Consider the following 25,066-nt stretch of genomic DNA (forward strand, 5'->3'; position numbering starts at 1 on the left):
ATCAGAAAAAATGTAAGCCATGAAAAAATCAGTAATGCAATTTTGTCTCTTGACAGTGATTTTATTGTGCTCGGGAAAAATTACCGCACAGGCCCCCAATTTCCATATTTATTTGAGTTTGGGCCAGTCCAATATGGAAGGGAACGCCCGAGTAGAAGCACAGGACACGGTCGACGTTAATGATCGTTTTAAGGTTTTGGCGGCAGTGGATTGTCCTGACCTCGGGCGAGAAAAAGGCAAATGGTACACTGCCGTTCCACCTTTGTGTCGATGCAAAACGGGCCTGACCCCTACAGATTACTTTGGTAGGACATTGGTGGAAAAATTACCGGACAGTATAAAAGTCGGGGTTATCAATGTTGCCGTAGGAGGCTGTAAAATTGAATTGTTTGATGAGGATAACTATAAGGAATATGTGTCCACCGCTCCGGATTGGTTAAAGAACATGGTAGCAGAATATGATGGAAACCCTTATGCCCGTCTCGTGGAAATGGCAAAAATCGCCCAAAAGGATGGGGTTATCAAGGGAATCCTTCTGCACCAAGGGGAATCAAATACTGGGGACACCCTTTGGCCCAAAAAAGTAAAAACCGTTTACGACAATCTCCTTAAAGATTTGAATTTGGAGGCTTCAAAAACCCCATTGCTGGCCGGTGAAATGGTGCACGCCGATCAAGGGGGGATATGCGCCAGGATGAACGAAATTGTGGCCACGCTCCCAGAAACCATTCCCAATGCGCATATCGTTTCCTCAAAAGGAGTTCCCAATGCCAAGGACAACCTTCATTTTAATGCGGAAGGGTATCGTATGTTGGGCCGAAGATATGCCATAAAGCTGCTGAATGTGCTACGTGATCAAGCCAATGACCCCATAGTAGAGAAACATGCACCAGAAGGATTTGACCAAGTCAGAAATGACATCCCAAAAGGTAGGGTGGACAGCATTACGTATCGCTCAAAAACGGTGGACACAGAACGAAAGGCTATGATTTATCTGCCTCCTGGCTATGCCAAATCAAAAAGATATCCTGTTTTGTATCTCTTGCACGGCATTGGAGGGGATGAAAAAGAATGGTTGACACATGGCACTCCTCATGTAATTTTTGACAATCTTTATGCGGACGGAAAATTGCAGCCCATGATTGTGGTGATGCCCAATGGGCGGGCCATGAAAAATGACCGTGCCGAGGGAAATATTTTTAGCAGGGACAAGGTTGAGGCGTTTGCCACTTTCGAACAAGACCTTCTAAATGATTTGATTCCCTACGTGGAAAAGAATTTTAAGGTGTACAAGGACCGGGAGCATCGGGCGATATCAGGTCTTTCCATGGGCGGTGGACAAACTTTGAACTTTGGTCTTGGCAATTTGGACACATTTGGCTGGGTAGGTGCATTTTCATCGGCACCAAACACCAAAGCGCCCCAAGAATTGCTTCCCAACCCTGAAAAAGCCAAATCGTTGGAGCTACTTTGGATTTCTTGTGGAGATGCAGACGGTCTCATGCCCTTCAGCAGTCGAACCAGTGAGTATTTGCGGAATCATGATGTGCCCCATATCTTCTATGTGGAACCGGGTGGCCATGATTTTGAGGTTTGGAAGAATGATCTTTATATGTTTTCGCAAATGCTTTTTAAGCCAGTGAATAAGGATGTGCTCACAAAGTACAGTGTTTTGGGATTACCGGCCAGCACCAATGTAAGACGAGCACAGTACCCACAAATTTTACCCGATAGAAGGGTGATTTTCAGAACAAAGGCTCCGCAAGCAAAAGAGGTACAAATCGATTTGGGCAAAAAATATGATATGGAAATCGACGATGAGGGCTTCTGGACAGTGACCACGGATTCCATCACCGAAGGGTTCCATTATTATTCATTGATTCTGGATGGGGTGGCTGTTGCAGACCCTGCCAGTGAAACCTTTTATGGTATGGGACGAATGGCCAGCGGTATTGAGATTCCGTTTAAAGGAGATGACTATTATAGCTTAAAGAATGTGCCTCACGGCAATATCCATATAAAAAAGTATTATTCAAAAGCATCACAATCATGGCGGGAAATGTATGTGTACACGCCACCTGGTTATGATGAGTCCACACAAAACTATCCTGTACTGTACCTTTTACACGGTGGAGGCGAGGACCAACGGGGCTGGGCCACCCAAGGAAAGACCAATTTCATATTGGATAACCTTATTGCGGAAAATAAGGCTGTTCCCATGATTATTGCCATGCTGGATGGCAATGTTTCTGGTACAGGAGGGGTGGCCGGATTCAATCAAAATTCGTTGATAGCTTTTGAAAATGAACTCAAACAAGTAGCAATTCCCTTTGTGGAGGAAACGTATCGCGTGAAGACGGGTGCACAGCACAGGGCTTTGGCCGGTCTATCCATGGGAGGTCTTCAAACCTTGCACGCGGGTGTGCACAATACCGACATGTTTTCCCATTTGGGAGTTTTCAGTTCGGGATGGTTTGCCAATAATGATGAGTTATCGAGCCAACAATACAAGTTTATGCAAAACAATGTGGACAAAATAAACACCAACCTTACCAATTTCTTTATTTCAATGGGAGGCCCGGAGGATATTGCCTATCAAAACTGTCAAGTGATGATGAAGAAATTTGACGATATGGGTGTTGCATATCAATATGGCGAATACCCAGGAGGGCATACATGGCCTGTTTGGCGGCATGACCTTTATAAGTTTGCGCAGCTTTTATTTAAGTAATAAGTCCAAACAAGAATTCATTAAAACGGCTATTATTGAAAAAACCACTAAAAATTAAAATGTTATGAATGGTATTTCTTATCGTCTTAAAGTTGCTTCCACGTTATTTCTATTTATTTTAATTGGTGGTTGCAATTCCTCTTCCAAACCCAAATGGGAAAAGCGAAACAGCGAATTAATTGAAGAATACGGGCTCACTGTCAGGGAACTGCCTAATCTTCCTTCAAGTTCCGTGGCTCCCAATTTGGAAGTGGGAACATCCATAAATTTCCAAGATTTGGACAGTTTGCAATTGTATCCCGGGGTAACGGCCAAAATTTTTTGGGGAAATGGAAATTTAATCAGTGTATTCGACCTAGAACCCAATTCGACCATACCAAAAGAAAACTTGCCTGCCAATAGATTTTTGATCGTAACAGAGGGTTCCATCGATTACATTGGAGAAGGCACAAAGTATAAAATGATGGCAAGGGAACGGGAAGAACCGGATGGTACTCATAGCGGTACACCGAGAATTGATTTTATTTATCAAGACAAAGGAAGCCAAAGCGAAATTGTCGCTGGAGATACTGGGGCCAAAGTGATGGAGGTTTATAGCCCTATAAAGGTTGATTATCTAGAAAAAATGGGGATTGATGAACTTCCTTTGGAAACCAAGGAACAGACATCCAAGAATGAACCGACCATTGTACCCAATAAGGTTTATGACCTTTTCGATATTCAGTTTACGCAGCTTGCTGAGGGAATCTATACAAGATTGGTTTCCGCAGGAGACATGCAGCTAAGTTTTGTTTCTGCCGATCCCAATACCCAATCAAAAGCGCATATTCATCCGGAAGAACAAATCACTATTCTGTTGAGAGGAACCCTAAAGCAAACCGTTCTGGACCAAGAGATGGAATTAGAACCTCACGATATAGTCCTTGTTCCAGGAAACGTGGTGCATTCCGGTACAGCAGGTGAATTGGGCTTTGATGCACTTGATGTTTTTTGGCCCGTTCGGGAAGATTATCTGAACAAGCAACAAGCGGCACTTGAGCGATATCACGAAATTATCCCAAAGGACGCCAAGCCCGAATTGGTGATCGATGGTTCAAAAACAGAACCTACACTTACCTTTAGCGAAGGTCCCAAGTGGATGGATGGGAAACTCTATTTTTCCAACATGTACTTTGACCAAAACTGGAACGCCGACCCAAAAAAGAGTTCCATTGTGGCACTGGACCCTGATGGAACGTACCAAAATATTACGGAAGGGAAAATGCAGGCGAACGGATTGTATCCCTATAAGAATGGCAATTTATTGGTCTGTGATATGATTGGTCACCGGGTGGTGGAAATGACCACGTCCGGGAAAGTGGTCCAAGTCATTGCCGAAACCTATAATGGCAAGCCCATAGACGGCCCCAACGATATTATCACCGATACCAAGGGCGGTATCTATTTTACGGATCCCCAATTTACCATGGACGCTGAAAAATATCAGCCCGGAAGAGCTGTTTACTATGTTTCCCCTGAAAAAGAAGTGACCCGCTTGGTGGAACCCAATGAATTTGCAATGCCCAATGGGATTTTATTAAATCCTGACGGAAAAACGCTCTACATCAACAATTGTTATGATGACGAATCTTGGTATCCCGTAGACAGTTCAAAGGAAAATTTTGTTTGGGCCTATGATGTGAACGATGATGGTACTATTTCAAACGGTCGGAAATTTGCCGAACTGCGTTTGACCGGAAATGTGCTAGACCGTAAAGGCAAGTCTTCTAGTGCGGACGGAATGGCCATTGATACCATGGGAAATATTTATGTGGCCACCTATTTTGGAGTCCAGATTTTTGATTCTAAAGGCTCCTTTGTCGGCATGATTAATCTACCATCATTTCCAGTGAGTTTAGGCTTTGGGGATGAGGATATGAAAACTCTCTATATTGTGAGTTATGACAAAGTGTACAAGATTCGAACCAACAGAAAAGGGTATGTCAATTATCTCTAAAAAAAGTGTCAATGATAATATCTAATTCTGCACATCGTCGCCCATAACATCATATCCGCGCCATTTGAATTCCTTGGCAAGTCCTGAAGCGGCAGGCCAAGCGATTTGGTGTTGATCACTTGCCACCCATTTTCTCCTGTTTTCCTCCGTATCAAAAGATATTTGGATCTGATAGTTATACGTAGTAGGCTCTGCCTGTATTTCCTTGGCCAAATCATCTGGAAAAAGTCGAAGTAATTTCGAGCTGAGATACCCGTCTTGAACGACCATGGCAGGAACGTAGATGGAATAGTACATTTTTTCAAAGGCTTTGGCATTTTCCCTATCTACCACAAAATCCATTTGTAAGACCATGGCCTTGGGTGTTTCCAAAGGTCTGGCAATTGACAATCCGTTGTTCTTTGAAGCTGCAATGCTAATTATTAGAATTTCAAGATTTTCATTGCTGCTATTTGACCAAGCTATTTCTTCTCCCAAACCAGCATGGAATGAATCATCCTTTTGAATTTTGGCCGTTGCAGAACCAACCGATACCAATCCACTCCCATTCATTATATAGTATACTTCCTCAACCCCTTCCAATTGGCGTTTTTCCGTTGTCCCCCCTGAGGGAACCACTACATGGTCCACATGGTGCCAATCTGTTCGGAATATTTCTGGATTAAAAATCCGTCTATATAAAACGCCTTTTCCCTTATAAACCTCATTGTCTTGTTTCAATTGACCTGTGTCCAATCGGGAGGACACAAATACAGGGACATCATCCTTCTTGGCCCCAACACGGTCATCACCTAGGTCAAAGGCACCTCCCTGAGCCTTTACCTCACTTACAGCAAAATTCAGCCATTTGAGGGGTTGTCCAGATGAATTATAAATTCCATGGGAATCCCCAAGTTTACAAGGAACCAAAGCTGGCCCCTTTATTTTTGATGTTCTACCATTGATGGTGAATTCAGCTTCTCCATCCAAAATGACATACATTTCTTCAATGGAATGATGAAAGTGGTGACCAATACCGGATTTAGGTTGAATAACCCCAGAATGTAGGTACAGGAAGTTGCTGACCAGATCATTTCGGCCAATCAATTGGGTAAAACCCATTTTACCGGCACCGGCATGTACACTGGATAATTCCCTATACGTCGAAGGATCATTGTAAACCACTCTTTCATTAAGGTTTTGGGCCATGCAGATACTGGCCATCAAACAGAACAAAAAGCTGAATATTGGTTTCATAATATTGTATTTGTATCGTTTCATTTTAAGTGTATAGAATTAGCCATCATTATCCTATAAGTTACTTTTTGTCCGGTATTCCATAAACCACATAGCCTTTTGCAATTGCTCCCGGTTTTTTCGAGTGGTCATAACTATCTTTTCTAAAATTAGAGGTGGCATTGATCACCAAATATTGCTTGTCATCCAAAGTAAACATAATGGGTTGCGCATTGGTCTCATGGCTTAGCGTAGTTTCCCAGAGCACACTTCCATCCTCAGCATCAAAAGCATAAACCTTACCCCCTTTTGCCGTAGCAAACACAATCCCCGTAGAGGTAATGACCATACCCTTTCTCTGGGTACCATTGGGGGCTCCTTTGGTTTCATCCCCTTGCACATAAAGCGAGTCCACACCAATGGGTCGTCGCCACTTAATGGTTCCTTCATTCAGGTCATAGGCCACAATTGAGGACCAAGGTGGATCAATCAAACCGGGCCAATCCAGACCGTAATCGGTAGTGTATCGGTCTTCTGGACGTTCCACGCCTTCAGGGTAATCCTGCATTGGGGCTCCTCGCTGTGCATCTGGAGGTATAGTTACCCCACCAGAAGCCACCACAGGGCCATCTACTGGTTCTGCCTGTTGATTGCCCCGTCTAAAACTTCTGCGATCGGTATCACCCCCAATATATTGGAACAAGGCTTTCAAGGAAGCTTCATCCACATGCACCAGACCTGGCATTACCCCTTTTCCATTGATCACTGTATTCCTAAATTCCTCATAGAACATATGATGCCCAAGATTCTTCAAGGAAGGCCCTGCCCCACCCTCCATATTTGGGCCATGACAGGCAATACACGAGGAGCTGTAAAGGGATTTGACCTTGTCCACATCATTGTCCGTAAGCTCGTTTTTTGGTGGTTCCACCTTGTTCAATCTGTAAGTGGATGCATATTCCTGGGTCATTATGTACATCATTCCATTACGAGGATCGGCGGCTGTGTTTCCATAATTAGCACCGCCCAAAGCTCCGGGCATCATTATGGTTTCGTATTTGTCGGAAGGCGGCACATATAATCCTGTTTTGGCAGAATCCAATCTTTTGAGCCAATCTTGCCGGAGACTATCCGAAAAGTAGGGATTCAAGTTTTCTTTGGTCACCTCATGTCTCGTAAAACTCGGAAGCGAAGTGATGGGTTGTGTCGGCCAAGATTCCTCCCCTTGCATTTCGCTTTTGGGAAATGGTTTTTCCTCAATGGGAAATAGTGATTTCCCAGTTACCCTATCAAATACAAAAACGAAACCATGTTTGGTGGCAATGGCCACTGCATCTATCTTCTTACCGTCTTTCTCAACCGTGAGCAGTTGTGGGGCCGGCGACAGGTCATAGTCCCAGAGATCATGGTGAACCGTTTGGTAATGCCAGAGCCTCTCCCCCGTTTTTGCATCAAGGGCCACCAACGAATTAGCAAAAAGGTTACTGCCCAACCGATCAGCGCCATAATAATCATAGGTTGGCGAACCGATGGGCAAATAGGCAATTCCACGATCCGTATCTACCGATATTTCGCTCCATACGTTAGCGCCTCCAACATACTTATAAGCATCCTTGGGCCAAGTTTCATAACCATATTCACCGGGATGGGGTATCGTATGAAAGGTCCATTCCAATTTACCAGTAACCACATTATAAGCTCTTACGTGACCTGGTGGGGAAAAATAGGCCTCCCCGGGCGCAGAGCCAAGTATCAAAAGATCATCGTAGATAACACCCGGCATCATGGGCTGTATCCTCGTTATGGATGTTGGATTCCGATCTAAACCTTCCCTAAGGTCCACATAGCCATTGTTCCCGAAATCCATAACAGATTTCCCAGTAACCGCATCAATCGCCTGAATGGAATTGTTAAGCGTGAACAGTAATCTCTTGTTCTTTTTGTCTTCACTTTCCCAATAATTGATACCTCTTCTGGTAATTCCCGGCAAATCTGTATGTATCCAAAGTTCTTTACCCGTTTTGGCATTTATGGCAATGAGGGAACTATTTTTCCCGAGAACGTACATGGTGCTGTCCACAATGATCGGGCTGAAAAAATAAAAACGGTCATCTCCTGATGGGTAGCTCCACAACAGTTGCATTTGTGCAACGTTGGACTTGGTGATACTGGGCGACTCGAAGAACTTGGATTGGTCTGGACTACCTCCGTAGTGCGACCACATTGTGTGCTCGGCAACTTCATTTGTATGGGTCTGACATCCCGATATAGTGACCAAAATTATCAGTATAACCAAGGTAACCCAAGATGTTGGCGTGAATTTAATATTTGACATTGTTATAGATGAAAAGCCCATTATGCCATGCCGAAGCGTATTCTATACTTTTGGCCGGACAATGGTAGCTGTCAATATTTTTATGGGTTTACCAAGTTCTTTTCTTCAAAATTTCTTGAATCTGCTCTCTGGAAACAGGAAGCTCATCGATATGTTCGTTGAGCCACTTGCTAAAATCCTTTTCAATTTCATCAGACCAACGCGTATCAATCTGTCCGGCAGTGTAGGTTCCTTCTTTGATACGTTGATGTCCGAACATATCACGTAAACGGACAACTTCGGAAACGGTAGCCACTTTTTCTGCCAAATGTGCAGGTATAAAGGTGACCACGCCCATTTTGCCCAAAACAACATCGCCGGGCATTACCGTTACAGTCCTGATCCTGGTTGGTTGATTTATTCCGACCAGCATCGTGTTCAAATCCCCTGGCGGATTATGGTGCGAGGCATCGTAACTCGTGTAGTAAGAGGTAAAACCGCCAATTTCCATGAGCCCTTCAACATCTCTGAGAGCACCGTCATAAACAATTCCATTACCTGATTTTGCGAAAATAGCGTTGCCCACATTATCACCAATGGTGGGGCCATCCTTATCGGCACCAAATTGGTCGGCAACATACACATCCCCCTTTACCAAAATATCCACGGGCCACGTGTTCTGCCCACGTTTGCCCTGGGCTTTTCCTCGATCATCTATAGCCTTCCACACATCGGGCCGACCTGGCATAAAGGTTGCCGTAACAGCACGTCCCACGAGCACACTATCCGGGTTGATCATTTTCCAGCCTTCGGCAATTTGATAGCGATAGCCTTCATTCTTCATAACCGCCCAAGCTTCTTCGACGCTGACGGATTTTATCCTTTCCAAAAGGGCGTCCGAAACTTTTGGCCTTCCATCATCAAAGCGTTCCCCTTTCCATTCCGGAGTTAAAAAAATAAGTTCTTCCTTACTGATCTGTTGACCCATCATCTGGGTTGCCAGACCAACAAGAACCATTAGGATCATATACTTTTTTCGTAACATAATAGTATCTTTTTAATGAGTTATTGATTATTCAAAAAATGGTATTCCCTCGGGTGCATATTTCTTCATCGCCTCTTCATTGATATCCACTCCAATACCCGGTTTGTCCGAAACTTTCACAAAGCTGTCCTTAACCCAATCCCCTTCGTCATAGGTGACGATTTCTTTAAACATTGGATCTGTATGGAAATAGGATTGCCACTCCATTAAATGGAAGTTGGGAACCGAAGCACAAACATGGGCACAAGCCATAGCCCCCAAGAAGGAAGCCACCATATGTGGCGAAAAGGGAACGTAATATAAATTAGCCAGGTTCGCAATGCGTTGTCCTTCCCCTAAACCACCACATTTTTGAAGGTCTGGCATAATAATGTCCACTCCATTATCCAACAATTGCTTGAATCCGTGGCCCAAATACACATTTTCACCTGCCGAAATTGGTGTGCTGGTTTCTTCTGCCAAGGTTTTGAAGGCATCAAAATTTTCCGCGGGAATCGGTTCTTCCAACCATGTAAGGTTAAGATCCTCCACTTTCTTGGCAATGGTCTGGGCAGTTACATGATCGTAACGCCCGTGCATATCCACACAAAGGTCTATTTTTGGCCCAACCGCTTCCCTTACTGCGGCCAGTTGATCATACATTCTTATGATTTCCCCAGGACTGGCCGTCCAATTATATCGGTCATATTTATCAGGATCACTAGCGTAATCCAAATCAAATTTCAACGCATTGAAGCCCCAATTTTTGATGGCGTCCTTTGCTGCTGTGGCAAAATCATCCGGTGACGGGAAACGAACACGATAAAGGGCAGTATCACAATATACCCTTACTTTATCACGAAATTTTCCGCCAAGCAATTGATAAACAGGCAAGTCCAAAGCTTTACCTGCCAAATCCCATAAAGCGGTCTCTATGGCAGAAAGAACGGCTACGTATGTACCCGACTGCCCGCCACCGAAATGACCTGCACGACGGATATCTTCAAATATTTTATGAACATTGAACGGACTTTGGTCCCTTAGAAAAAACCCCATCCTTTTGACCAAGTGGTAAGTTCCTGGAACGGCATCCACCCCTTCACCACAACCATAAATTCCTTGATTGGTGTGTATTTTTACGAACAGGCCACTACCACGGCGAATAAAGCCACATTTAACATCCGTGATTTTCAAATCTGATGGTGCGGATAATTTTGGATTTTTATCTATTGCTTTTTGATATTCTGAACCATATGTTGCTGATGACACCATTCCCAATCCTGCACTGGCCATGATTGATTTGGATATAAAAGATCTTCTTGAATTTTTCATATTTGGTTGCTTTTTGACTTAAGAGATAATTATTATAATTTTTAATCGGTTATTACTGATTGTGGCGTTTCATCGGTAGGTTTTCCGTGCCAGTATGAGGCTAAAATAGACCCCGTTACATTCATTAAAGGGCCAAATACGGCCGGTGCCAGCCCCATGGTCGCAATTTTCCCCAGACTGTTGGCAATTCCCGAGGCCAATCCGCCATTTTGCATTCCCACTTCAATGGCAATGGTTCTAGCATCCTTTTCGGACATCCTAAGAAGCCTAGCGTACCAATACCCCAGTAAATACCCGAAAATATTGTGGACCAATACCAACAACATCAAAATGCCGCCAATCTCCAAAAGGCTGTCCCTTCCTGCTGCGGTAATGATGGTAATTATTAGACCTATGGCCAACATGGATATTAAAGGCATTGCCCTACCCAACCATTTAATACGATTTCCAAATATTTTATTAAAGAGCAAGCCCGCCCCGATAGGTATAATGATCATCTTTACGATACTCCACATCATGGCGAACACATCAATCTCAATGAACTCTCCGGCGAACAACTTCATCATTAAAGGCGTAAGAAATGGTGCCAAAAGTGTTGCAATGGAAGTAATGGTTATCGAAAGTGCGACATTCGCCTTGGCCAAAAAAGCCATTACGTTAGAGGCTACACCACTGGGAGAACAGCCTATGAGCACTATTCCTGCTGCAATTTCTGGTGGAAAATTGCTGATCTGTGCCAAAAAATAGCCCATCAGGGGCATTACGATCAATTGTGCCGAAACTCCGATCATCACTCCTTTTGGTGATTGAAATACGGCTGCAAAATCTTTGACGCTCATCGTTGTTCCCATACCGAACATGATAATCTGTATCAAGGGAATAATGAGCACAGTGAATTTAAAATCACCAATGTGGGTAAAGTAAACTGGGTAATATAGTGCCGCCGCCACACCTGCAAAAATCATTGTGGTGAATATCAGACCCTTCATTTTTTCGTATCCGTTAAACCCGAAGGCCAACAATGCAAAAAATCCAAGAATAAAAAGTCCGGCTTGATCGATATGGCCTGTTATGGCCATCCCAATTATAATCAGGAACAGCAAAGCTGCCAATCCTAGTGCTATAGAATATATGGTTATATTTTTCAAAATAGAAGGATTTAAAGTTTATACGCCTGTCTTGCCAGCAATCTCCATTGCTTGCCTTCTTTTTGAAAAACCAGCAGGCAACCTATGTTGACTGTTGCCGGCGCACCATTATTGGTTCCTTCACCTTTAAAAATATGACGCACTATACCTGTTTTACCAGAAATTGTTATGGTTTGATCTATCGGGGTTATCGATGAAAATAGAAATCCGCCGTTCATGACGCCATCCACATATTCCGTTTTATTCTCTATCTTACCGCTAGAGTGACCGTAGGTTAGACTTTTCATGGTCAATTCTTCCAGTTTATCTTTGTCTCTATCGACCATGGCTTCGTAAAGTTGACTTACCGCATCATCGATTTTATTGACTTCAGCAGTATTCTTTTGAGCCACTAAAGTGGTGGAGAAACAAAGAAGTATTCCTAAAAAACAGTGTTTTGTTATGGTTGAATATTCAATAAGGTGTTTTTTCATTCTATTGGTTTTATGCTGGCAGATATCTATTGTTTTTTAGATGCCATATAATCATTGAGTTCTTTTCTGGACATGGGTAATTTGCTATCTGGATATTCCTTTAGCCAGTTTTCGAAATCTGCATTGATCTCTTCCGTCCATCTCGTGTCTATCTGTCCCGCGGTGTATCTTTTTTCCCGTAATCTTTGGAACCCAAACAGATCGCGCAGGCCTACTATTTCAGAAGACAGTACCAATTCCGAAGCCAAATGGGAAGGAATAAAAACGGTGCCATGTTGGTTCGCCAAAACCACATCGCCCGGTAATACGGTTGCCCTTCCAATTCGGATGGGCATGTTAATGCTGGTCAACATTTCCTCCTGCAGATAAGAAGGGTCCGCACCTTTGTGCCAGCCATTGAATCCCTCAATATCCAAGAGGCCTGCGACATCCCTTACGCCACCGTCAAAAATCACCCCGTTTTTGGAATTGGTATAAATGGCATTTCCTAAATTGGAACCGATCAGCGTACCATCTATAATTCTTCCGTATCCATCTGCCACGTAGACGTCTCCAGGTACCAATTGTTGAATGGGCCATGAATTGCTTCCTCCAATGGTATCCCGTTTCTCTTGTGCTCCTTTAAGTTTCACCAATTGTTGATAGTCTGGTCTAAGTGGCATATATTGTGCAGTGACCACCCTACCGGTCATGGCATTTTCTGGATGGATTATTTCCCATTCGCCTTCATATTGATTGTGATATCCCTTTCTTCTTAAAAAGCCCCAGGCCTCTTCAATTTGAATATTTTTCATTCTTTGCAACAAGGCATCGGAAACTTTTGGCCTTCCGTCCTTAAAACGCTCTCCGGTCCAGTTGGAGGTCAGTTCCATAATGTATTCAGGTGAAGCTGTAACTCCTTGCGATTTGGCGTAAAAAAAACCAAGAAAGCAACTTAGCACCAATACTATCCTTAAATTTCTCATGTTCTATATTTTTTAATTTTCCCTTAAAAAGGGGTCTGTTCTTCACGAATTCCCCACTGAATCAAGTTAGACAGGAAACCCCCGTTAACACGGGAGTTCTCCCATCAAACTCAAACTAAATCAAACTACATCAAAACGTGCCCCTATACACAAGGGCGATGATACTCTATTGGCACATCCTTATTCATTCGGTAGAATGTTGCCAGGTTATTTATTAACTATAAGTTCTATCGTGGGAACGAAGCTCGTTCCATTCCTCTGTAGATTTAAAGAATGTTTTATCCGAAGGATGCAAATGTTCCTTCACCACTTCTTCATCCAAGTCTATCCCCAAACCTGGTGCGGTAAGTGGAACCGTGGCAAAACCTTTGTCGATCATCTTAAAACCACCAACCGTTTTTACCAGACTTTCCCACCACGGCACATCCACCGAATGATGTTCCAGGGCCAAAAAGTTTTGCGTCGCAGCCGCACAATGCACATTGGCCATAAAAGAAACAGGTGTACCTGCTTGGTGCATGGCCATGGCAATGCCAAATTCCTCGGCATAATCTCCAATTCTCTTGGTCTCCAACAGACCTCCAGAAGAGGCTAAATCCGGATGCACGATATCTACCGCCCTATCATGAATAAGGGGCATAAAGTCCTTTAAAAGGTAAATATCCTCCCCTGTGGTCGTGGGTGTCTCAATGGCATCGGTAATGGTCCTCCATTGTTCATTGTACTGCCATGGAACCATATCCTCGAACCAAGCCAACCTATATTTATCCAGGGCCTTTGCCAAACGTATTCCATTGTTGAGGTCAAAGTGTCCATAGTGATCGGTGGAAATTGGAATTTCATAACCTACCATGTCCCGAACATCTTCCACTACCTGCTGCAATACTTCAAGTCCTTTTTCCGTAATCTGTATTTGGGTAAAAGGATGCATGGTATTTCCGTAGGACATCATATTACGGCGATCGCCCCATTGGGCCAAAACACCTCTTTCATTTTCCCAGAACTTTCCGTTTACCACCGTACCGGGCTTTCCCCGTAGCTCTCCAATGGAAACATCCATTTTAAGCCAAGTGTATCCCTGTTCATTTACCCTGAAATCTATTAATCGCTTTTGCTCTTCAGGTGAGGATGCTTCGGGAGTGTCGGCATAGAGCCTTACTTTGTCCCTGTATCTACCCCCCAGTAACTGCCAAGCGGGTACACCGTATGCTTTACCGCAAATATCCCAGAGCGCCATTTCAACCGCACAGACCCCTCCAGCTTGCCTGGCAGGTCCCCCAAATTGCTTGATGCTCTTGAATATTTTTTCGACATTGCAAGGATTTTCTCCCAGAATCCTACTCTTAAGGAATAGGGCATAGCGTACATCTGCGGCATCCCTAACCTCACCAAGGCCATAAATTCCTTGATTGGTCTCTATCTTGATTATGGCCGTGCCGCCCATCACATTTGTGAGGGCATACCGCATATCGGTGATCTTGAGTTCTGAAGGCGCGGACATACGGCTGACCTTTGAAGTGGTCTGTGCTATGGTATCCTCGATGCCCAGTCCCATCATTCCCGTCATTGCAATGCCTCCCAATGCGGTTTTTTTCAGAAAGTTTCTTCTGTCATCCGTGGTTTTTGGGTTCTCAATTTCTGCCTGCTTCGCCAACTTATGGTCCTTTTCTTCTTGCTTATTCTTGGCTATAATTTGTTTTAATACTGATTTCATTTTTTTATTTCTTTTTGATAATATCGGTTACTCATTAATCTACATCCCACCAAACCTTGGTATCCAAGTTATCGGGCCCCATTCTGGAAACCGCCTCTTGAAGGTTTGCCTGATTTACGGCTATCTCGGCAGGAGGGTAAGTCAACCTATTTATGAAATCACTGGTGATATCCTGTGCAGGATATGGGTTGGGCATCAAATCTGGATAGCCAGACCTTCTAAAATTGGCGAATAGTTCCGGTCCGTTCAAAAAGGAAGCCACCCAGTATTGTGTATTGATTTCCTCAACAGCATTGGCCAGATTCAATGGGTTGGCAGCTATATAAGTATCAATATCAGTTCCAGCAATGGCCACACTTTCTCCATAGGCCGCTGCCTGTTCCATATGTCCGCGTATTCCATTTTCGTAATACTCGGAGGGATCACCTGTCACCCATCCATTGACCGCAGCTTCTGCCAACAACAATTGCGTCTGCGCATAGGTACAGAGAAACATGGGCGACGACTGGGCGCCGTATGTAAACCGATCTACTTGTGAAAAGTCATAGAAACTGGCAAGTCCTTCATTGGTCGCAACAGTTCCAATGGTACTGTTATCATACCCCATGGGCATACCTATTTGATCATCAGGATTCTTTGAGGCAATTGCCTCTACTTGGTCCGGTCCCGATGCAGCGCCCACATACCTGATCGCCAACGAGGCCAATCTTGGATCATCGTTATTATACAAGTAATCCACGAATACATCTGTCAAATAGAAGTTATTGGCTTCGGTTCCATTGAATGTGAAACTGTATGGGTTGGTGAAATTGTTATCGTGCCTAACCACAAAGTTGTCGTCATTGGACTCCATTACACCTCCATTGAAGCCACTTTGAACGGTCTGTTCCGCCAAGGTGGAATCTACATTCGAAAGTCGCATACCAATCCTCACCAAAAGAGAGTTGGCCAATTTTCTCCACTGGTCCAAATCTCCTGAATACATCGCTTCCCCTCCTTCGGCAGGGGCCGACTCGCTCAACGCGTCCCTTGCCTCGGTCAATTCAGTGATCAAATCCGGATAAATCTGTTCCTGGGGATCATAACTTGGCAGTACCACCTGCTCGGACAAGCCCTTACCTGCTTCAAAATAGGGGATTTCCCCGTATTCATCAGTCAATACCATGAAAGCATAGGCTTCCAAGATACGGGCCATCTGTAATAAATTGGAACGGTCCGATTCTTCAGTGTTAAGCTGAAGAATAACGTCACTGGTATGTTTTATGACATTTTGATAATATGCATCCCACTGGTTACCGGTATTGTTACGGTTATCCTGATTATAGTTGGCCCCGGCCACAAATCCAGAGTTGGGCGTTACTATCTGCTGTACAATCGCTTCATCGTAGTAGATATTGGTTCCACTTGGGAAGGAAAGTCCAACGATCGCATTGTTCAATAGGAACACTGGGTCTATGCTTTCACTTGTTGGGTCTACAGTGTTGGTATTGAGTTCATCAAAATTCTCTTCGCATCCCAATAGACCTATGAGGATTACAAAGATTATGATTCTATTCCCTATATTTTTCATGATGTCTTATTTAGAATTTGACGTTTAGGTTAAACCCGATACTTCTTGTGGTGGGTACACCTGTGGATTCCAGTCCAGAAACGTTGTCCGAACTATAAGCAAAGGAGTCTGGATCAATATTGGGGACCCATTTTTTAAGTATTGCCACATTGTTTGCAACCAGGCTTAGGGTTACCCCTTGTACAAAGGAATCCTCTGGAATGAGTTTTTGGAAATCATACCCTAAGGTAATCTGCCTCAATTTCCAGAATCCAGAATTGTACACAATGGGTTCTATCAATTGCTGTGATCGCACAACTTCCCAGTAAGTTTGGGATTCCGTTGCAACATTGTTGGGTTGCCCCGCTTGGTTTACCCCATCTCCGATAACCCCGGTATCCCTACCAGGAAGGGTCATTTTATGGAGACCATGTCTAACGGCATTGAAGTTGGTACCGGAAATCATCTTACCTCCCAATTTGAAATCAATCAAAAAGGAGAAGTTGAAATCCTTGTAGCGTACGGTATTTGTAATACCTCCAACCCATCTGGGCAGTGCACTACCAAAGAATTTGATATCGTCCGACCTTAAAGGTCTTCCATCATTTGCAAATATTTGTCTTCCTTGGTCATCGAACTTATAACCAAAACCGGCCAATTGACCGATTTCCTTACCTACCACTTGGTAGAGATAACCGTTAAATACGTGGTTACCTACCAAAATACTCTCTCCCTCCTCATCGCTAAGCAGGCTGATTACTTTGGTTTTATTGTAGGACGCATTGAAATTAAAATCCCATCTTAGGTCATCATTACGAATGGGTGTCAAATTCAATAACATTTCAATACCGTCACTTCTACTTTCACCACTGTTGATCAACTGACTTATAAATCCTGAAGAATTGGAAATCTGAGCGGGTATGATCTGATCTATTGTGGTCTTGCGGTATACGGCCAAATCCAATCCGACCCGGTTATCGAACATTCTTAGATCGACACCTAGTTCTGTTTCCTTCACCCTCATTGGGCGAAGGTTGGGATTGGGCAATATGGATGTATTGGCGCCAGCAACTGGCTTGGGTGATCCATCCGGTCCTGGGAAGAAGTTGGCGTTGATATCATAAAATAGTGCGTCAGAATAAGGATTTACGTCCGTATCGCTGCCCACTTCGGCATAGGCGGCCCTGAATTTACCCAAGGTAAGCCACTCCGCGTCATCACCGACCCAGTTTGAAAAGAGGACACTACCGGAAACAGAAGGATAAAGGATACTTCTATTTGCTTCAGAAAGTGTTGAGAACCAATCGTTACGGGCAGTACCACTTAAAAAATAAGTGTCTTGATAAGATAAATCAACTGCTCCATACAAGGAGTTGATGCCTCTCTCGGACATGGAGTAGGTTGGATCTTTCACCCTACCGTTTTGTACAGTGTACAGATCACGGATCACAAAATCGGTCACATCCACTCTATTGAGCTCCTGTCTTCTTCTCATTTGGTTTCCACCAACATTGTAACTAATTCCAAAATCTTCATTTACATCAACATTTCCTGAAAAAAGGAAGTCCATGTTGGTTTCCCTATACCTTCTTGCTGTTTGGGTAAAGGTTCCATTAAAGAAGGGTTCTGGTGCCGCAGGTCTGGAAGCTTGTCCGGTCGGATACCCATTAAATTGTTGGGAACGTGACCAATAGTCCTGCCCTACCCGTATCTGTCCCGTAAGCCATGAAAGAATTTTATAGCGTGCGGCAACGTTACCGAATATTCTATCTCTCCGTATTTCGTTGAACTGTTCGGAAAGCGTAAAATATGGATTGGTACGGTTTCTGAACCTGCTGTATACAAATTCGTTCCCGTTCTCATCAAGTTTTTTCTCTTCCAATAAATCGAAAGGCATGGAATTGGCCATGTTGTAAAGGGCCACAGGAATCGTATTGTCCTGTTGGCCAACGTTGGGCGGGTTTATGTTTTTCTCGTAGGAATAATTGACATGGGCCTCAACGCTAAGCTTGTCGGACAGGTCATAGTTTGCCCCAAAGTTTACCGTCTTCCTGTTAAACTCGTTATTAGGAGTGATGCCTTTACTGCCTAGATTGGAAAGTGAAAGGTTGAACCCTCCTTTTTCTGATCCACTCGAAATGGATACGGAATTGGTGATGTCGAGACCACTTCTATAAAACTTCTTAATTCTGTCGTAAACCGGAACATAAGGAACTTCCACTCCATCAAAAAGAACCTGCGTCATTCCCGGTTGAAAGCGTTCCCCGAAGGACCATTGTCCGGAGGTTGGATTGGCCGATGTAGGCCTCACTCCGTTCTCCCCTTGTCCATATTCATACTGATAGTCTGTAAAATCCAAAGGGGTATGGTCGGTTATGTTAAGGTTGTAGGTAACCCCTATTCCCTGTTGACGCCCACGCGACTTCGTGGTGATCATAATAACACCATCCTTTGCCCTGGACCCATAAAGTGCTGCACCGGTGGCTCCCTTTAAAATGGTCATACTTTCTATGTCATCTGGATTGATACTGGAAAAACCATCACCACCATCGGAATAGATTCCGTCACTATTGGTGCCCACTTCTGTACTGGTACTCCCCGGGCTTGTACCAAAGGAAGTATTGTCTATCGGCACACCATTTACCACTATTAGAGGATTATTGGTCCCCGAAATTGAGGATTGACCTCTAATTCTAACTTTTGATGACCCACCTGGTCCTGAACTCAATGAGGATATATTGACCCCTGCTACCTTGCCCTGAAGGGTGTTCATAAAATTTGAAGACCTGTTCACATTGACCTCGTCGGCATCTACCTGGGCAATGGAATATCCCAATTTCTTGGTTTCTTGCTTAATCCCCAAAGCAGTTACCACAACTTCGTTCAAGTTCTGTGTATCTTCCTGTAATACTATATCAAGGGTCGTGGATCCTCCAACCGGGACTTCTTTTCTTGTAAACCCGATGGAACTGACTATCAAAACGGCATTGGCATTCTGAACAGTTATCTCATAAACTCCATCAAAGTTGGCGGCAACACCATTAGTGGTGCCCTTTTCTATCACAGATGCCCCTGGTATGGGTACGCCATTGGAGTCTGTAATTACACCCGAAAGTGTGGTTTGAAAATCGTCATCGGGAGATGAGGAAGGACTTGAGTCCGTCGGAGCTACATCGATTGCGTTTCTGGTCTTTAAAATAATTTGTTGTTTGTTAAAAAGATAAGAAACGTTGGTTCCCTGGAAAAGTTGGTCGAGTATTTCAGCGATCAATTTTTGGTCTACATTGATAGAGACCTTTCTGTGAGCATTTACTTTTTTGTTGTCATAAAAGAACTTGAACTCTGAAACAGATTCAATCTGTTCGAACACTTGCATAATTTCTACATTTTTCATGTCCAAACTGAGTTTGGTATTTTGGGAGTAGGAATTTGCATGTGTCGAAAAAAAGGAAACTATCAAGAAAAGTGCAGTTAGTTTCACCGTCAGCGACAAGTTGTTTGTTAAACAAGGCAGAGTGCTCTTGATGTAATTTTTCATACCTTTGTAATGTTTTTAGTTAACTTATTTTTTGAGTTAATAATCTCAAATCGGGAAGGTGTTGCAGCATCTCCCGATTTTTTTTGTGCATTTATTTCATAGGCGTATATCTGATTTTTGGTTATTTATTCTAGAATGATTATTTGATCATCTTCAATTAGGTAATCAAAGTATGTTTCGGACACGAACGTGTTCAGTACTTCTTCAATGGTTTCCACGTCAAAAGTGGCAGTGAACACCCTGTCTTCCAAGTCCATGTTCTTGTTCTGGATGGACACCCCGTAGTGCCTTTCCAATTTTTTTATCATATCCTTAAATTTCATGCCCCTAAGAACTAATTTCCCTTTCATCCAACTGGTATACAGTTCGGTATCGACCTTTTGCACGCTCATTTTTCTATGAGCAGATTCCCAAGAAGCCATATCTCCAGGTGTAAGCAATGTGGAATCGTCCTCACTATAGCTCATACCCGATTCATAAAGTCTAACGGATCCTTCAACCAGCACCGTCTTTTGGTTGGTATCCTCGGGGTAGGCAGTAACATTGAACTGGGTTCCTAATACACGTATATCCAATGATTGCGAAGTGACTATAAATGGACTGTTCTCATTTTTCTTCACATCGAAGAATGCTTCTCCGATCAATGTTACTTTTCTCTGCTGTCCCGGAACAAACTTTATAGGATATGTTAAGGTGGAACCTGCATTAAGATTAACAGTGGTTCCATCAGACAAAACAATTTTGAATGTCTTTCCATTTGGGATATGTAGCGTATTGTATACCAAATCGTCGTCAACTGCGTCAATATCACTTTGTGAATAGTCCACCATATTTTCGGCTTTAGTGCCGAGCACATTGCCATCCTTTGTTACAATCGCGGTAGAACCCGACTGGGACAGAATCCGGGTTTCCCCATTCCCCAGTTCCAACGTAATAGCTGTTGGATCATGCTCCACCTCTACCAATTTCTCCATATAAAATGACTTAAAGAAAAGAGATAACGCCACAACACCAACAAAAACTGCTGCATAACGCATAAACCTTGAATAAGAAGTTGTTAAACGCTTGTTCGATTTATTTGTATGAAGTCCATGTTGAATTGTTCCCCAAGCTTCTTGTGAATCAAGATGATGTATATTTTGCAGTTCTTTCAATTTATCCTGCAATTTTGTGAGCCTTTGAAAGGTCAAAAAATTTTCATCATCTTCAGACAACCATTTCTCAAATAGAATTTCTTCTTCTTCGCTTATGGGCCCTTTTAATTTTTTAAGGATAATTTCTACGATCAATTTGGTCTTTGTTTATAGCGATGATAACATATCATCTACTTATAAGACCTAAAAAATTGAAAAACGGGTAGTGAAAATCTTATATTTTTATATAATTTTTTATAAATATGCCATTTTAAGATATCTAAAAATGGATATTTCTCAAATTTAAGCGAAGTATCTTAAAAGACTTTTTCAAGTGGTACTTTACTGTATTGACTGTAATGCCCATGATTTCTGCTGCACCTTCATACTTGATTCCTTCCATCACACAGAGCTCAAATACCTTTCTATTCTGTACTGGCAAGGATTCCAGTTCTTTAAAAATTGTTTCAGAAACTTCTGACTGAATCCACTCATTCTCATACGAAGGTACATAAGTAGTGGAATGGGACATATCGAAAGTTCGTTGAGAATTTTTAATTTTTTTTAAACTTTCATTTCGTACAGCAGTATTGATGTAGGGCTTAAAATTCTCAATAGTTGTATACTCATTTTTCTGTAATAGCTTGGTGAAAACTGTTTGTACCACATCTTTTGCATCATCCAAATCTTGCACATAACTATAAGATAACAAACACCATTCTTGGTAATGCTCAAGAAACATTTCTTCCAAATTTTTAGTGTTTATCATTTCTGTAATTATTATGAACTTGGTTAATTAAGCTTAATGGTTATAGTAGAAAAAAGAAATTTGAATACATTATAATTAATTGTATATTTTACACTTTAAACAATAGCAATTTATCAAATTGTTGCTATTTGTGCAAAAAAAATATGATAATTACAAATAAAAAACATCGTATTGCCATTTTCGTACTCGAGTAATATTGTAGTTGCTCAAACTGAAGAGGCAAAACTTATAAGTGGATGTAATTAAAATCAAAATTTTACCATGAAAGACCTATTGATCAACCGTTACATTGCAAATAAAGGTGTTTGGATAGGAAGATGCCACGTACCATCTGAAAACGCCTATAATAATGTTGAAGGCCCCCATGTAATTTGGGCACATAAAGAATGGGTATATGATCTATCCTATTACTTCAAATCTACGGGAGAACTCATCAATTCGGGCAACTACAAAGAAATATTGGATGTAAAGAATCCGAATATTACAAAAGTGGGGGCTTTTGAAGAAATTTTGGAAAATTCATTTTATCATCAAAAGGACTATAACAAGCCCTTTTTCCTGGCCCCTAACGATACTCAAGCCGTTAAGGCATGCGGGGTCACTTTTATTAAGAGCTTATTGGAAAGGGTAATTGAGGAGAGGGCAAAAGGAGAACCTCAATTGGCCATACAACTAAGGGACGAAATCACCTCCATCATTGGTGAAAGTCTCAACAACATAGTTCCTGGCTCGCCACAGGCAGTTAGTTTAAAAGATGAACTAAAAAAAAGGGGGATTTGGTCCCAGTACCTGGAAGTTGGTATTGGCCCCAATGCGGAAGTGTTTACCAAAAGCCAACCTTTTTCATCAGTGGGTTTTGGTGCGGAGATTGGTGTGCTCAGTGATTCAAAGTGGAACAATCCAGAACCTGAAATAGTATTGGTGGTCACCAATTCAGGCAACATAGTGGGGGCAACTTTGGGCAATGATGTGAATTTACGGGATTATGAGGGCAGAAGTGCCTTGTTATTGGGAGAAGCAAAAGATCAAAATGGTTCTTGTGCCGTTGGTCCACTGTTCAGAATGTTCGATGACTCTTATTCGTTGGACGACGTAAAAACTGCCAAGGTATCCTTAACGATTACCGGGACCGATGGTTTTGAGTTAAAGGATGCAAGTGACATGGGAGAAATAAGCAGGTCACCTGAAGAATTGGTAACACAAGTGATCAATGATAACCATCAATATCCCGACGGGTTCATTCTTTTTTGTGGAACCATGTTCGCTCCAACGTTGGATAGAAATGAAAAAGATATGGGGTTCACCCATAAACCACAGGACAGGGTGATCATTGAATCCCCTAAACTGGGTATGTTGGTGAATTGGGTCAACTCGGCAGATAAAATTCCTAATTGGAATTTCGGAATCAATGCTTTTGTTGACTACTCCATAAAGAGGTTACAAAAAAAGAAATAATGAAAGGTATGTAAAAACACCCTTTACTAATTACTAAAAAAACTAAAAAATGATTTCAGGTAAAAACTATATCGGTTCAAAAGTATCGGGGAATGGCGAGAGAACCTTCCACACCTTTAATCCAAAAAGCAACCAAATTACGGCTTGGACCTTCTATGAAGCCTCCTCGACAGAAATTGACGAAGCAGTTGATTTGGCGGAACAGGCATTTCAGGAGTACAAACAATTTTCCGGTGTCAAAAAAGCAGGTTTTCTGAGGGCCATTGCGGAAGAGATTGAGAATTTGGGCGATGAGTTGATCGAGACCTATACGCAGGAATCCGGGCTTCCCGAAGGTCGCGCCTTGGGAGAACGAGGCCGTACCATGGGACAGCTCAATGCATTTGCCACATTGCTCGAAGAAGGTTCCTGGACCGATGCGACCATAGATACCGCAATTCCCGAACGCACTCCTATACCCAAAGAAGACATACGAAAGATGTTGGTCCCGATCGGTCCCATAGTAGTTTTTGGTTCCAGTAATTTTCCTTTTGCCTTTTCTACTGCCGGGGGCGATACAGCAAGTGCCCTGGCAGCGGGGTGTCCTGTCATCGTAAAGAGCCATCCCATGCATGCGGGAACCGGCGAACTTGTCGCGTCGGCCATTATAAAGGCCGCAAAAAAAACAGGAATGCCCGATGGCGTTTTTTCAAACTTGAACAGCAGTGGAATCGAGGTGGGAGAAAGATTGGTTACCCACCCAAAAGTAAAGGGCGTAGGTTTTACGGGAAGTATCCGAGGAGGAACGGCACTTTATAATTTGGGTATGCAACGGGAAGAACCCATACCTGTTTTCGCAGAAATGGGGAGTGTGAACCCTGTTATTGTGCTTCCCTCTGCCTTGGAAGAAAAAAAGGATCATTGGGCCTCCCAATATGCCGGCTCCATTACGTTGGGGTCTGGCCAATTCTGCACCAATCCCGGCTTGTTGATCGGGCTTAAAGGAAAGGCTTTGGACAATTTTGTTTCCACATTGGGTGAACAACTGTCGCTTTTGGATCCATCGAGCATGTTGCATCCGAACATCCATGAAAACTATGAAAAGGGACGAAAGGAAATCTCTAGTCATGAAAAAGTATCTGTTGTGGCGGAGTTTGGGAAGGAATTGCCGCCAAATTATGGCAGGCAGCAATTACTTACGGTGAGCGGAAAGGATTTTTTGGAGAACCCCGTAATGCACCAAGAGGTTTTTGGACCGTTGTCCCTGGTTGTACAATGTGCCGATGAGGAGGAGCTCACCAATATCCTTCATAGTTTGGAAGGTCAACTTACCGGAACAATATTGGGCGATGAACCGGAGATAAAAAAATATGAAAAGGTAATAGATGCCTTAAAAAGTAAGGTGGGGCGAATCATTTTCAACAGTGTTCCCACCGGCGTCGAGGTCTGTCCGTCCATGTTTCATGGCGGCCCCTTCCCGGCGACCACGGACAGTAGGTTCACTTCGGTGGGGTCCTCGGCCATAATTCGATGGGTACGTCCCGTCTGTTTCCAAAATTGGCCACAATCCATGCTACCAGCCGAATTACAAAACGACAATCCGTTGGGTATCATGAGAAAAGTGAACGGTATGTTCACCTCAAATCCTATCTGACCAGAAAAAAAGAAGGCATAGCATATCTCAGGAGATTTTGGGCTCATCGAGATGAAATGAAAGGATAAACAGCTTGC

At 43.0% G+C, this 25,066-nt stretch carries 16 protein-coding genes; 4 read left to right on the top strand and 12 right to left on the bottom strand.

Translation table 11 applies throughout. The annotated features are described in order from the left end of the window. Positions 1-19: 19 nt before the first annotated feature. On the top strand, positions 20-2,731 hold the full coding sequence (locus tag K1F36_RS11350; protein ID WP_220113926.1) for an alpha/beta hydrolase-fold protein: 2,712 nt from the start codon (positions 20-22) through the stop codon (positions 2,729-2,731). 64 nt (positions 2,732-2,795) lie between these two features. Next, positions 2,796-4,727 (top strand): SMP-30/gluconolactonase/LRE family protein, encoded by a 1,932-nt coding sequence (locus tag K1F36_RS11355; protein ID WP_220113927.1) that lies wholly within the window; start codon positions 2,796-2,798, stop codon positions 4,725-4,727. Between the two features lie 21 nt (positions 4,728-4,748). On the opposite strand, the gene K1F36_RS11360 is transcribed toward K1F36_RS11355, so the two are convergent. The 12 genes from K1F36_RS11360 to K1F36_RS11415 all read right to left on the bottom strand — a co-directional run bounded on the left by K1F36_RS11360 (position 4,749) and on the right by K1F36_RS11415 (position 21,901). Continuing rightward, the gene (locus K1F36_RS11360; RefSeq protein ID WP_220113928.1) at positions 4,749-5,963 is read right to left on the bottom strand and encodes a cupin domain-containing protein; all 1,215 of its coding nucleotides are present in this window, start codon (positions 5,961-5,963) and stop codon (positions 4,749-4,751) included. A 61-nt stretch (positions 5,964-6,024) separates the two neighbouring features. Further along, complete coding sequence (locus K1F36_RS11365; protein ID WP_220113929.1) at positions 6,025-8,277, bottom strand: outer membrane protein assembly factor BamB family protein; 2,253 nt, start codon at positions 8,275-8,277, stop codon at positions 6,025-6,027. An 88-nt stretch (positions 8,278-8,365) separates the two neighbouring features. Beyond that, positions 8,366-9,301: an RraA family protein gene (locus tag K1F36_RS11370; RefSeq protein ID WP_258539034.1), complete on the bottom strand. Its 936-nt coding sequence runs from the start codon at positions 9,299-9,301 to the stop codon at positions 8,366-8,368. A 27-nt stretch (positions 9,302-9,328) separates the two neighbouring features. Beyond that, positions 9,329-10,612, bottom strand: coding sequence for a mandelate racemase/muconate lactonizing enzyme family protein (locus K1F36_RS11375; protein ID WP_220113930.1), 1,284 nt, complete (start codon positions 10,610-10,612; stop codon positions 9,329-9,331). 41 nt (positions 10,613-10,653) lie between these two features. Continuing rightward, positions 10,654-11,760: a bile acid:sodium symporter family protein gene (locus K1F36_RS11380; protein WP_258539035.1), complete on the bottom strand. Its 1,107-nt coding sequence runs from the start codon at positions 11,758-11,760 to the stop codon at positions 10,654-10,656. 11 nt (positions 11,761-11,771) lie between these two features. Further along, positions 11,772-12,233, bottom strand: a complete 462-nt coding sequence (locus K1F36_RS11385) for a nuclear transport factor 2 family protein (protein ID WP_220113931.1) — start codon at positions 12,231-12,233, stop codon at positions 11,772-11,774. A gap of 26 nt (positions 12,234-12,259) precedes the next feature. After that, complete coding sequence (locus K1F36_RS11390; RefSeq protein WP_220113932.1) at positions 12,260-13,198, bottom strand: RraA family protein; 939 nt, start codon at positions 13,196-13,198, stop codon at positions 12,260-12,262. Between the two features lie 214 nt (positions 13,199-13,412). Next, positions 13,413-14,912, bottom strand: coding sequence for a mandelate racemase/muconate lactonizing enzyme family protein (locus tag K1F36_RS11395; RefSeq protein ID WP_220113933.1), 1,500 nt, complete (start codon positions 14,910-14,912; stop codon positions 13,413-13,415). A 34-nt stretch (positions 14,913-14,946) separates the two neighbouring features. Beyond that, positions 14,947-16,482: a SusD/RagB family nutrient-binding outer membrane lipoprotein gene (locus K1F36_RS11400; protein ID WP_220113934.1), complete on the bottom strand. Its 1,536-nt coding sequence runs from the start codon at positions 16,480-16,482 to the stop codon at positions 14,947-14,949. A 10-nt stretch (positions 16,483-16,492) separates the two neighbouring features. Next, entirely contained in the window at positions 16,493-19,855 is a 3,363-nt protein-coding gene (locus tag K1F36_RS11405; protein ID WP_220113935.1) for a SusC/RagA family TonB-linked outer membrane protein, read from the bottom strand. A gap of 269 nt (positions 19,856-20,124) precedes the next feature. After that, entirely contained in the window at positions 20,125-21,288 is a 1,164-nt protein-coding gene (locus K1F36_RS11410) for a FecR family protein (RefSeq protein ID WP_220113936.1), read from the bottom strand. Between the two features lie 124 nt (positions 21,289-21,412). Continuing rightward, complete coding sequence (locus K1F36_RS11415) at positions 21,413-21,901, bottom strand: RNA polymerase sigma factor (RefSeq protein WP_220113937.1); 489 nt, start codon at positions 21,899-21,901, stop codon at positions 21,413-21,415. 261 nt (positions 21,902-22,162) lie between these two features. Here K1F36_RS11415 and K1F36_RS11420 point away from each other — a divergent pair, with 261 nt between their 5' ends. Next, positions 22,163-23,356 carry a fumarylacetoacetate hydrolase family protein gene (locus K1F36_RS11420; RefSeq protein ID WP_220113938.1) on the top strand — a complete coding sequence of 398 codons (1,194 nt, stop codon included), beginning with the start codon at positions 22,163-22,165 and terminating at the stop codon, positions 23,354-23,356. 49 nt (positions 23,357-23,405) lie between these two features. Further along, positions 23,406-24,989, top strand: a complete 1,584-nt coding sequence (locus K1F36_RS11425) for an aldehyde dehydrogenase (NADP(+)) (RefSeq protein ID WP_220113939.1) — start codon at positions 23,406-23,408, stop codon at positions 24,987-24,989. Positions 24,990-25,066 lie beyond the last annotated feature (77 nt).

This window comes from Flagellimonas abyssi, from assembly GCF_019457905.1.
Classification (GTDB): domain Bacteria; phylum Bacteroidota; class Bacteroidia; order Flavobacteriales; family Flavobacteriaceae; genus Flagellimonas; species Flagellimonas abyssi.